Origin of the sequence: uncultured Helcococcus sp. (assembly GCF_946998255.1) — a bacterium.
GTDB lineage: Bacteria > Bacillota > Clostridia > Tissierellales > Peptoniphilaceae > Helcococcus.
Map to the genome: position 1 here is coordinate 28431 of NZ_CAMPYN010000002.1, position 14937 is coordinate 43367.

At 30.7% G+C, this 14937-nt stretch carries 14 protein-coding genes, 2 tRNA genes and 1 riboswitch; of the genes, 2 read left to right on the forward strand and 14 right to left on the reverse strand.

Annotation, left to right across the window (positions count from 1 at the left end; genetic code table 11):
• Positions 1–13: 13 nt before the first annotated feature.
• Positions 14–646, reverse strand: coding sequence for a 50S ribosomal protein L3 (gene rplC, locus Q0U66_RS00505; protein WP_297376344.1), 633 nt, complete (start codon positions 644–646; stop codon positions 14–16).
• A 108-nt stretch (positions 647–754) separates the two neighbouring features.
• Positions 755–1066, reverse strand: a complete 312-nt coding sequence (gene rpsJ / locus Q0U66_RS00510; protein ID WP_103981214.1) for a 30S ribosomal protein S10 — start codon at positions 1064–1066, stop codon at positions 755–757.
• 824 nt (positions 1067–1890) lie between these two features.
• On the opposite strand from rpsJ, the gene Q0U66_RS00515 reads away from it, so the two are divergent.
• On the forward strand, positions 1891–2682 hold the full coding sequence (locus Q0U66_RS00515) for a hypothetical protein (protein ID WP_297376347.1): 792 nt from the start codon (positions 1891–1893) through the stop codon (positions 2680–2682).
• Positions 2683–3022: 340 nt separating this feature from the next.
• On the opposite strand, the gene Q0U66_RS00520 is transcribed toward Q0U66_RS00515, so the two are convergent.
• The 6 genes from Q0U66_RS00520 to Q0U66_RS00545 all read right to left on the reverse strand — a co-directional run bounded on the left by Q0U66_RS00520 (position 3023) and on the right by Q0U66_RS00545 (position 6310).
• Positions 3023–3107: transfer RNA gene (locus Q0U66_RS00520), tRNA-Leu, on the reverse strand.
• Between the two features lies 1 nt (position 3108).
• A tRNA-His gene (locus Q0U66_RS00525) sits at positions 3109–3183 on the reverse strand.
• A gap of 166 nt (positions 3184–3349) precedes the next feature.
• On the reverse strand, positions 3350–4216 hold the full coding sequence (locus Q0U66_RS00530) for a hypothetical protein (RefSeq protein WP_297376349.1): 867 nt from the start codon (positions 4214–4216) through the stop codon (positions 3350–3352).
• 141 nt (positions 4217–4357) lie between these two features.
• On the reverse strand, positions 4358–4990 hold the full coding sequence (gene udk, locus Q0U66_RS00535; RefSeq protein WP_297376351.1) for a uridine kinase: 633 nt from the start codon (positions 4988–4990) through the stop codon (positions 4358–4360).
• A gap of 8 nt (positions 4991–4998) precedes the next feature.
• Positions 4999–5700 (reverse strand): pseudouridine synthase, encoded by a 702-nt coding sequence (locus tag Q0U66_RS00540; RefSeq protein WP_297376353.1) that lies wholly within the window; start codon positions 5698–5700, stop codon positions 4999–5001.
• 1 nt (position 5701) lies between these two features.
• Positions 5702–6310 (reverse strand): ECF transporter S component, encoded by a 609-nt coding sequence (locus Q0U66_RS00545; protein ID WP_297376355.1) that lies wholly within the window; start codon positions 6308–6310, stop codon positions 5702–5704.
• Between the two features lie 101 nt (positions 6311–6411).
• Positions 6412–6523, reverse strand: a riboswitch (FMN riboswitch).
• Between the two features lie 98 nt (positions 6524–6621).
• Between Q0U66_RS00545 and murJ the strand changes: the two genes are divergently transcribed.
• Positions 6622–8139 carry a murein biosynthesis integral membrane protein MurJ gene (gene murJ, locus Q0U66_RS00550; protein WP_297376357.1) on the forward strand — a complete coding sequence of 506 codons (1518 nt, stop codon included), beginning with the start codon at positions 6622–6624 and terminating at the stop codon, positions 8137–8139.
• 95 nt (positions 8140–8234) lie between these two features.
• Here murJ and Q0U66_RS00555 read toward each other — a convergent pair whose 3' ends face one another.
• The 6 genes from Q0U66_RS00555 to Q0U66_RS00580 all read right to left on the reverse strand — a co-directional run bounded on the left by Q0U66_RS00555 (position 8235) and on the right by Q0U66_RS00580 (position 14552).
• Complete coding sequence (locus Q0U66_RS00555) at positions 8235–8975, reverse strand: IclR family transcriptional regulator (protein WP_297376359.1); 741 nt, start codon at positions 8973–8975, stop codon at positions 8235–8237.
• A gap of 10 nt (positions 8976–8985) precedes the next feature.
• Complete coding sequence (locus tag Q0U66_RS00560) at positions 8986–9762, reverse strand: nucleoside phosphorylase (RefSeq protein WP_297376361.1); 777 nt, start codon at positions 9760–9762, stop codon at positions 8986–8988.
• Between the two features lie 3 nt (positions 9763–9765).
• A complete protein-coding gene (locus Q0U66_RS00565) occupies positions 9766–10689 on the reverse strand; it encodes an ABC transporter permease (protein ID WP_297376363.1) in 924 nt (307 codons plus the stop codon).
• 2 nt (positions 10690–10691) lie between these two features.
• Complete coding sequence (locus Q0U66_RS00570) at positions 10692–11786, reverse strand: ABC transporter permease (RefSeq protein WP_297376365.1); 1095 nt, start codon at positions 11784–11786, stop codon at positions 10692–10694.
• Complete coding sequence (locus Q0U66_RS00575; RefSeq protein WP_297376367.1) at positions 11779–13374, reverse strand: ABC transporter ATP-binding protein; 1596 nt, start codon at positions 13372–13374, stop codon at positions 11779–11781. The genes Q0U66_RS00570 and Q0U66_RS00575 overlap by 8 nt, the downstream gene beginning before the upstream one ends.
• 62 nt (positions 13375–13436) lie before the next feature.
• Positions 13437–14552, reverse strand: coding sequence for a BMP family ABC transporter substrate-binding protein (locus Q0U66_RS00580; RefSeq protein WP_297376369.1), 1116 nt, complete (start codon positions 14550–14552; stop codon positions 13437–13439).
• Between the last annotated feature and the right edge of the window lie 385 nt (positions 14553–14937).

The following is a 14937-nucleotide window of genomic DNA, read 5'->3' on the forward strand; positions in this document are numbered from 1 at the left end:
TACTATCTCCTTCCTATTTAGAAGCCTTTCTAGCTTCTTTTACAGTTACTAGTCCGCCCTTAGGTCCTGGGATAGCACCCTTGATAAGTAATAGATTCTTATCTTCGTAAATTTTAACTATTTGTAGGTTTTGTACTGTAACTCTATCATGACCCATCTTACCTGAGCCTTTTCTACCTTTAAATACTCTAGCAGGATATGAACCAGCAGATCTAGCACCAGCTACTCTGTGTGATTTTGAACCGTGTGATTCTGGTCCTCTTCCATAATTATGTCTCTTAATAGCACCTTGTGTACCCTTACCTTTTGATGTACCAACTACATCAACGATGTCATTTTCTTCAAATGCATCCACTTTTATCTCTTGTCCGATTTCATATTGGCTTGGATCTTTAACTAGGAATTCTCTTAAATGTTTCTTTAATTCAATCCCAGCTTTTTCAAAGTGTCCTCTCATTGGTTGGTTAGAATGTTTTTCTTTTCTTTCTAAATAACCAACTTGGATAGCATTGTAGCCATCATTTTCTAATGTCTTTATTTGCGTAACAACAATTGGGCCAGCTTCAACTACTGTAACAGGTGTTACTACACCATTTTCATCAAACAATTGAGTCATTCCCAATTTTTTTCCTAAAATACCTTTCATATTTTCCCCTTTCTTATAGCGGATTGCTAATTACTTTTTGGACAAGCTATATATAAGGAAACTTATTTTAACTTGCTGCGATAAACGCCTTTAGCAATCATTCTAAGCTTAAAGCTTGATCTCGATATCTACACCAGCTGGTAGATTTAATTTTTTAAGAGCATCTAATGTCTTAGCATTTGGATTAACAATGTCTATTAATCTCTTGTGTGTTCTTTGTTCAAATTGTTCTCTTGAATCTTTGTACTTGTGAACCGCTCTTATAATAGTAACTTTTTCTATTTCTGTAGGTAGTGGAATTGGACCTGAAACTTCCGCACCACTTCTCTTACATGCATCTACGATTTTCTCTGCTGATGAATCAATTACTTCGTGATCATAAGCTCTCAATCTTATTCTGATTTTTTGTTGTTTTGCCATTTTTCCTCCTATGTTTGGTAGCCGTACTCTTATCCGGGTGTACTAAACCCAATCATTAAAAAAAGCGATGCTACCTCGCTCAAAATTTTTCTTGAACTAACTCCGTGCGAATTACCCTTAAAAAACCCGTAGAAGTAAGCTTTCTAAGCAACCTCTCACATCGTCGCTAAAATTAGTACTTGATTATATTACTAAATTTCTTGGATAAATGCAAATTTATTGGTTGTTTTTTTGTTTATTGTTGAATGTGTTAAGTTTTTGTAATAATTAGTTTTTGAGGTCGTTAGGTGTAGCTGTTTTTGGCGGTTTTGTTTTTTTGTATCGGCTGCTTGCGGCTGGAGTTTGGGTCCAATTTTAAGTTTCACTTCTCCGATCACGACATATTAAGATTGTATTTCATGCGAATTCTAGACTTTTCTTTCACTGTCATGATATCTCAAGTTTACGTTTCATGTGTATTCAACACTTTGCTTCTACTGTCATGATATCTCTAGCTAACGCTTCATGAGTATTAAACACTTTACTTCTACTGTCATGATTTCTCAAACTTACGTTTCATGTGTATTCAACACTTTTCTTCCACTGTCATGATTTCTCAAACTTACGTTTCATGTGTATTCAACACTTTTCTTCCACTGTCATGATTTACACATCCTACACGTCATGTGTGTATTTAACCTAGCTACTCCTGTCATGATTTCTTCACAACAATTCATCAAACATAATTTTAATTACATAATTGTATATAAGTTATATTAATTATTCTTAATAATGTTGACAGTTTATTTTTTCGATTATGTTTTATACTTTTTTTAGGAGATATTATGACTAATATAAAACATGAATTAAAAAATTTAAGAAAATTATATAAATCACTTATCGAGAAAAACGATAAATACCTCAAGCTTGATGTTGAAGGTTATATAACTATAAATAAAAAGAATGATAGTGTTTACTTCTATCATAATTATTATAAAGATGAAAAATTAATTAGAGAATATATTAAACACCAGGAAATTGATTTAATAAAAAATTTAACTCAAAAGCAATATTCTAAAAGAATCGCTTCAAAGTTAAATAAAAGATACAATTTGTTAGACAAATTAATTAAGAGTTTTAATGATGTTGATGAATACGAAAAACTACCAGATTACAGAAAAGACCTAATCGACCCAGTGCTTCCAAATTACGATAAGACTGTTCAAGAATGGTACAAAACAAATTATAATAAACTTGATTTCAACAATGAAAATAAACATTACTTAACTAATAAAGGAGAAAAAGTCAGATCTAAAAGCGAAAAGATTCTAGCCGACTTATTTTCTAGCAAAGGAATCTTGTATAAATACGAAGCTCCCCTACAGATCAACAACTTCACCATATATCCAGACTTCACTTTTATAAGTCCATATAGTATGGAAGAAATATATTGGGAACATTTCGGAATGATTGCTAATGAAAATTATGCTGCCAGTATGATAAAAAAATTAAGCTTATATGAGATGAATGGCATAAAGCTTGGAAAGAATTTAATCATAAGTTTGGAATCTGCTAATTCTGGTTTGGATTTGGAATGGATAGAGAGTAATATTGATTTTTATTTACTTAAAAAGTAAGGATAATTATATAATGAATGATTCTGTTACAAAAATTCAAAAACTCAAATTCAATAAATGTATATTTTTATATACTACAAGAAAAAATGAAAAGACTAGAAATTTAATCTAGTCTTTTAATCATTTTTAAGGCTTTATTAATATAATGTATAAGTATAAACCAGCTACAAATTAGCTACAAACCACTTAATTTTTCCTGTACTCTACTCTTTTTATTCATTTTGTATTATTTTTTATACAAAATGATACAAGCACTTAATCATCTGTATCTAAGTGTACATGCCATTCACGAGCTAATAAACATATAAAAAAAGCTTGACTAAATAGTCAAGCTTTTTCTTGGTGCGGATGAGAGGAATCGAACCCCCACATCTTGCGATACTAGATCCTAAGTCTAGCGCGTCTGCCAGTTCCGCCACATCCGCATGGGGTGGATAATGGGATTTGAACCCACGATACCTGGAACCACAATCCAGTGCCTTACCCCTTGGCTATATCCACCATACATTAATCGTACTTATATAATATACAAAATTTTATTTGCTTTGTCAAGCTTTTTATTTGCTTTGTCAAGCTTTTTATTAATTAAAGAAAAAGAGAGCTGAAAAATCAACTCTCTCTTTTTACTAGAAGAAATAAATATTTATATCTCTAAAGATTTATTTAATTATTTTCTTTTTTTCTTGTCAGCTAATAATGCTGCTCCACCTGCTACTGCAAATGAAATTACTGACATTGCAATACCAGCGTCAGCTGTTTGTGGTGATCCACCTTTAACAGTTTCTGTTGTTTTAGCTGGTGTTGTTGCTTTATCTGTGTCAACTGGTTTTGTTGTTTTACCTGGTTCTTTGTCTGTTTTACCTGGTTCTTTGTCTGTTTTACCTGGTTCTTTGTCTGTTTTACCTGGTTCTTTATCTGTTTTACCTGGTTCTTTATCTGTTTTACCTGGTTCTTTGTCTGTTTTACCTGGTTCAGCTGGAGTTGGAACACTTATTTCACCTTTAACTAATGCTTTGAATTCTTTTTCTACTGCTTCAACAGCTTTTAATGTTTCAGCTTTAGCTAATTTTGAGAATAATGTGTTTTTAACTTCTTCTGATAATTTTGATTCGTAAATTTCTTTTCTTACAGGTTCTTTTGTCTTGTCTAATTCAGCCATGAATCTTGCTTTAGCATTTGCTAATTCTTTTTCTACTTTAGCTGGTTCTACTTCTAATACATCGTATAATGTACCAGCGTTGATTCTAGCAACTATGTTTGCTTTTTCAGCGTCTAATAAGTATTTTGAATCATTTACTTTAGCGATTAAAGCTTTTTTAGCTTGGTAAGCTTCATCTTTTTCTAATTGTGCTTTTTCGTAAGCTTCTAAAGCTGCAAGTTCATCGATTGTACCTCTACCGCCAGCTTTGTCAACTTTTTCTTTTAATTCTGTGTATTGTTTTTCTGTTAATAATTCTTGAGCGTGTGCTACTGGACCAGCTACAAATGCTGCAGCTAATGCTAAAGCTAATGCTCTTTTTAATGTGTTTTTCATTATTCCTCCCTAGTATTTTATACTCTCAACATTCTTCTAGTTAATATTAATATACTACATTTTATGAATAATGTTAATTATTTATTGTTATTTTATTAAATACGTTTTAGTATATTTATTTTTTTTAACAATTTGAAAACATTATTCTTCTTTGTCATCTTCTCTTACTAATCTAGATATATTATTCATCAACATCTCTATGGCTATATGGTTTTGACCTCCATATGGGATGATGATGTCTGAATATTTTTTATATGGTTCAACAAAAAGTTCATGCATAGGTTTTACCGTTTCCCTGTATTGAGAAATTACGGATTCTAGAGTCCTACCTCTTTGGATTACATCTCTTTGAATTCTTCTCAAGATCCTTTCATCAGAATCTGTCTGTACATAAATCTTTATATCCATAGCATCTCGAAGCTCTTTATTTTCTAATATCAAAATACCTTCGATAACTATAACTGGTTTTGGTTGCACAGTAACTACTTCATCAGATCTATTGTGGACTGTATAGTCATACACTGGCCTTTTTATGGCATGACCATTTTTAAGCTTTTTAACATGTTTTATCAAAAGTTCTGTATCAAAAGCATTTGGATGGTCATAGTTAAGCTCTGTTCTTTCTTCATAAGTAAGGTCATCATGTGATTTATAATAATCATCATGCGCCAATACTACTATGTCGTTATCAAATTTCTTTTTAATCTCATTTACTATTGTAGTTTTACCTGAAGCTGTACCACCACAAACTCCTATTATAAGTACTCTATCCATAAAAACTCCTATGCATCTTCTAAATTGCTAACTTCCTCTTCTGTTAACTCTCTATATTGTCCTAAAGATAGACTTTCATCCAAAACTAAAGGACCAATACTTTCTCTTTTTAAGTATACTACATTTTTCCCTAAAGAAGATAGCATCCTTTTTACTTGATGGTACTTTCCTTCTTTAATATAAACATAAGCTTCATAGTCAGATATGATTTCTAAATCTGCAGGCAAGGTCAAATATTTTTCATTCTCTAAATATATACCTTGTCTAAATGAATCTATATCAGTTTTTTCAAGCTTGTTATCGACTTTTGCATAATATTTCTTGACTACATTTTTTTTAGGTGATAAAAGGTCATGGGCGAGTCTACCATCATTTGTAAGTAACACTAACCCTTCTGTATCTTTATCTAATCTTCCAGCTGGGAAGATATCCTTGTTGTGATATTTTTCATCAAGCAAGTCTATTACTGTATCTTCCCTATCTCTAGTTGCAGAAATCACACCTTGAGGCTTATTCATCATTATATAAGTATATTCTTTATATATAATTTCTTCATTATTAAATTTGACTACATCTTCATTTTTCTTTACTTGATATGTAGGCTTTGTAACCACCTGATTATTTACAAGCACATAGCCTTTTTTAATGTAGTCTTTTACTTCTTTCCTTGATCCTATCCCCATATTGGATAAGTATTTGTCTATTCGCATATTAGTATTTTTTCATAAGTCTTGAAACCTTCTTGTAGGTTAAGAATGTTACAAGAGCATTTAAAAATCCTTTCACTAAGTTGAACGGTATTATAGATATTACCAACATGTCCTTGAAGTTTTTCACACTTTCTAAAGGTACAAATTGAGCAAATTCATCTAAGTTCTTGCCCATTATCTTTCCATACATTGGAAATATTATGAAATAATTTGATAATGTAGCTATTGCTGTCATAACTAAAATACCAAGACCAAGGCCTAATAAAGCACCTTTCATGGTCTTTTTTCTATTATACACAAGGGATGAAACTAAAACAAAGCTAATTCCTATGATAGTATTTGATAATTCTCCAACATAGGCTGTTGTAGTTCCATTTAGCATAAGGTTTATAAGATTTTTCAATATCACAGTCAATACCCCTGATACTGGTCCAAGTATAAAACCTGACATGAGCGTACCTATATCCGCAAAGTCAACTGTCATAAATGACGGTGCAAAAGGTAAAGGGAATTTAAACAACATTAAAACCCCTGATATAGCTGCAAATATAGCCATCTTAGCCATATTATCTATTGACAACAAATTACTTCTACTAATATTTCTTTCCATTTCTTCCTCCCAAATATCTTTTTTTGGGCTTTTTAAAAATTAAAAGCCCCGATACTTCGGGGCATGTTTGAAAATCATTATTGTACGTCAAAAACGTTTAACAATACCTTCTCTCATCCAGACTTTACTGTCGGTATTGGAATTTCACCAATTCAGCTTGCGCTCGCGGACTTTACCGCCGGTCGGGAATTACACCCTGCCCTGAAGATACTTTAATGGTATCACTATTGGAGGACTATGTCAAAAAAGTATCGTTATCTATATAGCTATTAGATTAATTATTGTGTTATAATTTAATTCGAGAGGTGATTATGGGAAAAACAGCTTTTACATTAATGATTATAACTTTAATTTCTAAGGTAACGGGCCTAGTAAGGGAGCAATTTTTCGCTTACTTTTTAGGAACTGGTCAGATTATCGACGTCTATAACACAGCTACTTCTATCCCGTATACAGTTTTTTCTTTTATAATTTCGGGGGTAGTTGCAACCTTTATTCCTATATATTCAAAGATAAAAAAAGAGAAGGGCAAGATTCATGCTGATGAATTCACTTCAAATTTAGTAAATATCTTGATTTTTATTTCAACGATAATTATTTTATTAGTGTTTTTATTTGCCCCTACACTAGTTAGCTTATTCGCTCCGGGATATACAGGTGCCAAGAGAGAATTGAGTATACAATTCACAAGAATCATATCCTTGTCTATATATATATCTGCTCTATCATCAGTTTTAATAGGTTACTTGCAATTAAACAACAGATTTATCGCCGCTGAAACTCCAGGAATAATAATGAACTTTTTAAATGTTTTCTTCTTGGTTTTAGCAGTTCAATTGGCAAATATTTATATATTAGCTATAGGTTATGTAATTTCTGAATTACTAAAATACTCATTCTTCCCAAAAACATTGAGGACAGAAGGCTATACACATAAATGGATAGTAGACTTCAAAGACCCACATATAAAAACAATGATTACAAATTCTATACCTGTAATCTTATCAATTGCTGCTGTAGATATTTCAACGATATCTGACCAAGCATTTGCATCAACCATTGTAAATGGTGGTGTTTCTATAATGAGATACTCAGCTTTAATCTTGCAATTAGTTTCAGGAGTAGTGGTTGTATCAATTTCAACTTCTACATATCCAAGTTTATCAGTATATGCAAGTGATAATAATGAAAAAAGATTTGAAGATACTCTGCTAAGATCAAACATATTATCATTTATATTGATAGTTCCAGCTATGATTGGGATAATGATACTATCTGAACCCTTTGTCAGACTACTTTTCCAGAGAGGAAATTTTGACGCAAAGTCAACTATGTTGACATCAGAAACTTTGGTCTTTTATATGCCAACCATTGTTGGCCAATCTATAAGTTTCTTGTTTAAGAAAGCTTTTTATGCTAAGTCAAACACAAGGACTCCAATTATAGTTACTATAGTTGAAGTAGTGACAAATGTTAGCTTAAACTATGCCTTATATAAGATTATGGGATTGTTTGGTTTAGCCTTAGCCACATCTATTTCTGCTATGCTTGGCGGGATAATGTCAGTAATTTTATATAAGAGAGAATATAAAACCATACACATAAAAGTATTAGTAGTTAATTTTATGAAAATCTTATTTGCTAGTTTAATAATGGGATTTGTAACATACAATATTTACAAGGCACTTGCTGGAATCCACTATTTACTAGCTTTAGCTGGATCTGTATTGGTATCCATTGTGGTATATCTTTTAATTATCTTGTTTATGAAGATACCTCAAGTTATGCACTTGTTGAATAGTTCTTATCACAGGTTTAGAAGAAGGTGAAAAAATCAAAAAATTAATGATAATTTAATATAGAAACAAAAAAATCAGAGACGAGTTTATCTCTGATTTTTTTCTATTTTTATCAAATTAAATTTTTATTGATCTTTTTCAAAACCTAAACTTATAGAAATTTCATTAGCAGAATTAATTAAATCCTTTATTAATTCTTCTGATATTTTATCTTCCTCTTTAATAGATGTTATTGATAAAGCTGCTATTAACTTATTATTAAAGTCATATATTGGAGCTGCTATTCCAAACACTCCTTTTTGGAGTTCTTCATCTATAAGCGAATATCCTCTCTCCCTAGTAATATGTAACTGATCAATATAATATTCTATTGATTTCAAAGGTAAGTCACTTTTTTTATTCTCAATATAAACATTTTTTATCTCATCTTTTGATGAATAAGACAAAAGCACTTTACCTGCCGATGTTACTAACGCTGGTACTTTAACATCTTTCCTTACTAATAACTGCATAAAATGATTACTTTCTACATAATCGATTGTAGATATATAACTTCCTTCAAGTGTACTTAATGCAACAGTTTTATTAACATTTTTTGATAATTTCTCCATTATAGGATGAGAGTTTTTAATTAAACTATCCTCCTTTATAAAGTTATCACCTATCGAAATCACTTTATAACCAAGCGTATATTTTTTTGTATCTTTCATTTGAGTTACAAAATAATGTTTCTTTAAACTATTTAATAGTCTATGTGTTGAGCTTCTAGGTAAATTTAACAAATCAGAAATCTCTGTTAATCTCAATCCATTAACATCTTTAGATAGTAACTCCAGAACCTCAATAGTTCTTTCAACTAATTGCATTTTAACCTCTTTATGAATATATTTTATTTAATTTTACTACAGTATCTAAAGCTATTTCAAGCATTTTAACTTGGTACGGCTTAAAATCTTCAATCCATTCATCTGTTACTCTATTACCATGAACAACGCATATCGAACCAGCATCTACACCGAAGATATTTGATAAAGTTAAAATCGTTTCTGTTTCCATTTCTAAATTAATAATATTCATATTTTGATATCGCTTAATTAAATCTTCCTCGTAAAATTTTTTACCAAAGGATTCCCTTCCCTGTCCTGCGTAATATGAGCCAACAGATGCTCCAATACCTGTATAACAATTTATATTTTTATCTTTACATGTATCAACTAAGGCATTAACAATATTATATGATGCTACAGCTGGATACTCCAATGGTGCATAAAAACTACTAGATCCACCCCTACGCATTGATCCTGTAGTTATTATCATCTCTCCAGGATTAATATTTTCTTTTATTGATCCAGTTCCACCAATTCTAATTAACGCTTTAGCTCCAAGTTGAATTAATTCTATTACAGCAATTTCTGTTGAAGCGGCACCTATACCAGTTGAGCAAACTGTAATAGGTATACCTTTATATTTTCCTACTCCAACTACATATTCTCTGTTTTTAGAAATAATTTTATAATCATCACATAAATCCTTAAAATATTCTACTCTGGAAGGATCCCCAGGCAATAAAACTATGGGAGTAATATCTCCTTTTTTTAGTTTTAAATGGGGCATTTTTCCATTAACAATAGGATTACTCGCTGATACTTTCATAATCTACTCCTTAATTTTTCTTTTCTTCTTTTTATCTACATTTTGTTTTATACCTACTATAACAGAACCTAGTATTGTCATTATATACGGTAATGCAGATGCAAATTGTGAAGGTAAGCGGAATGATTGAGCTAAATTCCCCAAAGCCATTGAAGCACCAAAAATTAATGTTGCTATAGTAGTACCTATAGGACTTCCTCCACTTAAGTTTTGTGCCGCAATACCTATAAATCCTCTACCAGCAGTAATGTTAGTTACAAAGTATGGCAAATGAGCCATTGAAAGATACATACCACCAAATGAAGCTATAACTCCACTTATTAAAATGGCAATCAATTTTATTCTTTTTACATCTATACCAGCTGAAGAAGCCGCTTCAGGATTTTCACCTACTGCTCGAATTTGTAACCCTAATTTCGTTTTAAATATCAAGTAATAAACTAAAAATACAGTTAAAACTGCTAAATATGAAAGTAAATTGTGACCTGATAATATTTCACCAATTACTGGTATATCTTTTATAATAGGAATATTAACATTAGGAAATCTCAAACTAGCTAAAACTGATGTATCAAGTTTTCTACCTGTAAGTAAGAAGACTATAAATACTGTTCCTGCAATCCCGAATGTATTTAATGCTAGTCCTGCTAATAACGGTGTGGTATCTAGATATAATACAAAATATCCAAAAATTAAAGCTATTAACACCCCTGATATAACACCAACAATTGTTCCAATTAATAAACTATTTGTATAAGCTGAACCAATAACTCCTCCTAAAGCAGCAAACAGCATCATCGCTTCATATCCAATACATAAAATATTGGCTTTAGCTCCTACTACAGCCGCCATAGCTACAAACAATATAGGAGTAGACATTCTTATGATAGAAGCTAAAAATTCTAGTGTAAAAATATGTTCTAACATTTTTATTCCTCCTCTTCTGTAACATTAATTTTAGAGTTTTCAATAATGCTACGGTGTTCCCAAGATTTTAAGAATTGTTTTGCTGCAATAAATATTATTATTATAGCTTGAACAATTGAAATTAACTCTGGTGGAATATTTGAAGTTAAGTTTAATGTATCTGCTGAAGTTTGTAAATACGCTAGGAAGAATGCACCAACTGGTATTAATTTAGGATTATTTCTACATAGTACAGAAATCATCATTCCATCCCAACCATGATTTGTAAATTCAGAATACATAAATCTATTATAATTACCTAATATTTCAACAGATCCACCTATCCCAGCGATACATCCAGCTAGTAGTGAAACTAAAATTATTGTACGTTTAACATTTATACCTGAATAGTTAGCAAATTTAGGATTATTACCTACAGCCTTCATTTTATAGCCAAATGTAGTCTTGTTTAATATAATAACCGCAAATAAAACTATTATAACACCAATTATTATTCCAGAGCTTAACCTTGTGTTAAATAACTTAGGCAATATTGCTGAATCCATGAAAGCATACGAACCTTCAAAACCAGCAGCCGGATCTCTTAGTGGGTTAAGTATGAAATACAAACCTATATTAAGTGCAACATAATTCATCATTAAAGAAGTAACTATAGTTACAGATTTAAACTTTGTATATAATATACCTGGTATTCCCATTATTACCGCTCCGGCTAATCCACCTGCTAATATTGAAAGGATAGCATGTAACCCTTTAGGTATTCCTGGTATAATAGCTACAGCAGTAGCTGCAACGCTTCCCGCAAAGAAAGCACCTTCAGCACCAATGTTCATTTGCCCTGTTTGATAGACTAAACTTATAGCCACAGCAGTAAATAATAGAGGGGCCATTTTAGAAAGAACTGTAATTATACTTCTTGAATTACGTATAGGCCCAAATAAAAGAGTAGAAAAATCATCCATCGGTTTATCACTCACTATGAGTATTAATAAAAAAGCCAATACTAACGCAATAAAAATAGAAAGTACAGTTCTAATTATATTAAATTTTGATTCTATTTTTTCAGCAGTATTTATCCTCTTAGATTTTTTAATCATGAATCACCTCTCTAATTTGTTCTTCACTTTGTCTTTTTATTCCTAGCATGAATTCCCCTAATTCTATCTCAGTAATATCGCTGGTATCTTTAAAGTATGCTACAATTTCTCCTTCATACATAACCATGATACTATCACTTATAGAAATCAATTCTGTTAAATCCGCTGAAAATAGTAGTATTGCAGAATCTAATTCATCTCTCAATGAAACTATTTTTCTTCGAATTAAGTCCGCAGCTCCTATATCAATCCCTCTTGTAGGTTGCTCAACTATCAACAAATCCGGATTTGAGCTAAACTCTCTTGCAGCTACAACTTTTTGTATGTTTCCGCCAGACAAAGTTTTTATTAAGGATTTAGAATTATTAGTTTTTATTCCAAAATCTCTAATAAGTTCATTAGATTCTTTTGTTATCTTTTTAGTATTAAGAAATCCTTTTTTAGAGAATTCTTTAGAATCAAATCTATCAGAAACTAAATTCTCTTCTACACTTTGATACAAAGATGCACTTGTTGACATTCTATCCTCATGAATGATTGAAACATTTAAATCTCTAATTTCCTTAATACTTAAATCATTTATTTTTTTACCTAGTATCTCTATTTCACCGTGGTTTATTTTACTTATTCCTGAGATTTTATCTGCTAATTGAGATTGGCCATTTCCTTCTATAGCTGCAACCCCTACAATTTCTCCACTTCTTACATCAAATGAAATATTATTTAATACTTTTTGTCCAAAAACATTATAATCAGTCAATTCTCTCACTCTTAAAACTGTATTATTTGGTTTAGCTTTTGTTTTATCAATATTTATGCTAACATCTCTACCAACCATTAAACTAGAAATATCTTGTTCAGATACTTCGTCTATATTTCTAGTGGCAATAGATTTCCCATCTCTTAAAACAGTTATCCTATCACATATTTGTTTTACTTCATTTAACTTATGAGATATAAATACAATAGAATAACCTTCATTTTTAAGCATAATTAATTGTTCAAAAAGCTCTTCTGTTTCTTGAGGTGTTAGTAAAGCGGTAGGTTCATCCAACAGTAAAATTTTCGCTCCGTTTAACAACATCTTCAAGATCTCTACCCTTTGCTTATATCCTACTGATAAATCTCTAATCTTTTCTTCAGGATCAACTGGAAGTCCAAATTTTTGACTAATGTATGATACATTTTCTTTAGCTTTTTTTCTATCAAAAACTATTTTATTTTTTATAGGCTCTTTTCCTAACGCCATATTTTCAGCAACTGTTAACGAATCAACTAACATGAAATGCTGGTGAACCATCCCAATACCATAATCTAAGGCTTCAATTGGGTTATTTATTTTAACTGAATTTCCAGCAATTTCAATTGTTCCTTCTTCTGGAGTCTCTATACCAAATAAAACCTTCATTAAAGTTGTTTTACCTGCTCCATTTTCACCAACTAATCCATGTATTTCAGATTTTCTTAAACTAAAATTAACATCATTGTTAGCTACAAAACCATTAGAATAAATTTTAGTAATATTTTTTAACGATAATATTTCTTGTCCTTTATCAGCTTTCTCTATTAATTCTAAATATTTTTCCATTCTGCCCCTCAAAATTATATTATGAAAAAGCTTCATAAAAAATGAAGCTTTTTCATACTCTACTAGTTAGTTGCTTTGGATTTATTTAATATTGCATCTATTTCTTCTTTAGTTGCTCCAAATGCTGTACTTACCTCTATTTCATTGTTTTTAATTTTTTCTTCAACTTCTGAATATTTATCTAAAACTTCTTTACTTAACGCTTTCTTTGTATACTCATTATTAACTAAATACACTCCACCTTTATCATAAGAAATATATTCATGGGTTCCCCATTTAATAGTATCATTATTAATTCCTTCTAATATAGGATTTACCATTTTTTTATAATCTTTTATAACAGATGTTAAAACATGATTTTTTGTATCTTCGTCTACTCTTTCCGAATAATCAAAATCAACACCAATTACATATCTATTAGCATCTTTTGAAGCTTCAGCAACACCTAATCCATTTCCACCTACAGCAAAAACAACGTCAGCACCTTGTTGGTATTGCGTTAAAGCTATTTCTTTAGCTAATGCTGTATCTTTATGATTTCCTACAAAAGAGTATATTACCTCTACTGAAGGATCTATGTATTTAACGCCTTCAATATATGATACTAAGAAATCTTGAATAGATGTTGATTCTATAGCTCCAACAAATCCAACTTTCTTTTGATCATTCGCAAACTCAGCATCACTAGTAGTTACTAAAGCTGCCATAACCCCAGCTAAAAATCCACCTTGATTTTGTAACGCTTGTGCAGATATTACATTTGCATTTTTTCCATCTTTATAATCCATTTCAGTATCAAAAATAAAATATTTTTGATCAGGATATGCTTTAGCAGTATTTGATAAAGCTTCGATCATAGTACCAAACCCTGTAACAATTAAGTCATATTGACCTGATTCTGAAGCTTTCATTAATGTTGACTCAAATAAAGATGTATCCATATTTGCTTCAAAGGTATCTACTTTACCATCAACAGTTTTAGCATATTCTGTTAATGTTTCATAAACATCATCATTGTTGGTACCACCACCTAAACTACCTGTAACAACAAACATTATGTTTTTAAATCCTTTAGCATTTGAATCAGTATTGCTTTTATCAACAGATCCTCCACTACAGCCAACTAAAAACATAGTTAAAGCCAGTAACAATGCTGAAATTTTGTATTTCGTTTTCATGAGACTCCTCCATCCTCTTTTTTTATATTTTCCGTACAGCGGTAAAACGTTCTGCTCTACGGATTACGATGTAATCGTAACACACTAAATATAATTAGTCAAATGTTTTCATGTTATTTTTATAACAAGTTTATTGCCTGTATATTTCCGTTATTAACAATTTTTGCCACTTTACTTATGGAGAAGCTAATTTTAATAATTGCAATAAGTTTTAAAATTTAAAACTTACAAACTAAACACATAAGTATTTATTTACAAAAAAACCTTATCAAAGTAGCTGTTAAACTAAACTTTGATAAGGTCTATTATTATTCATACACCATTATTATATTTTTTTACAAATTATCATACATTTCTATATAATCCATATCCTTCATATCAGGAT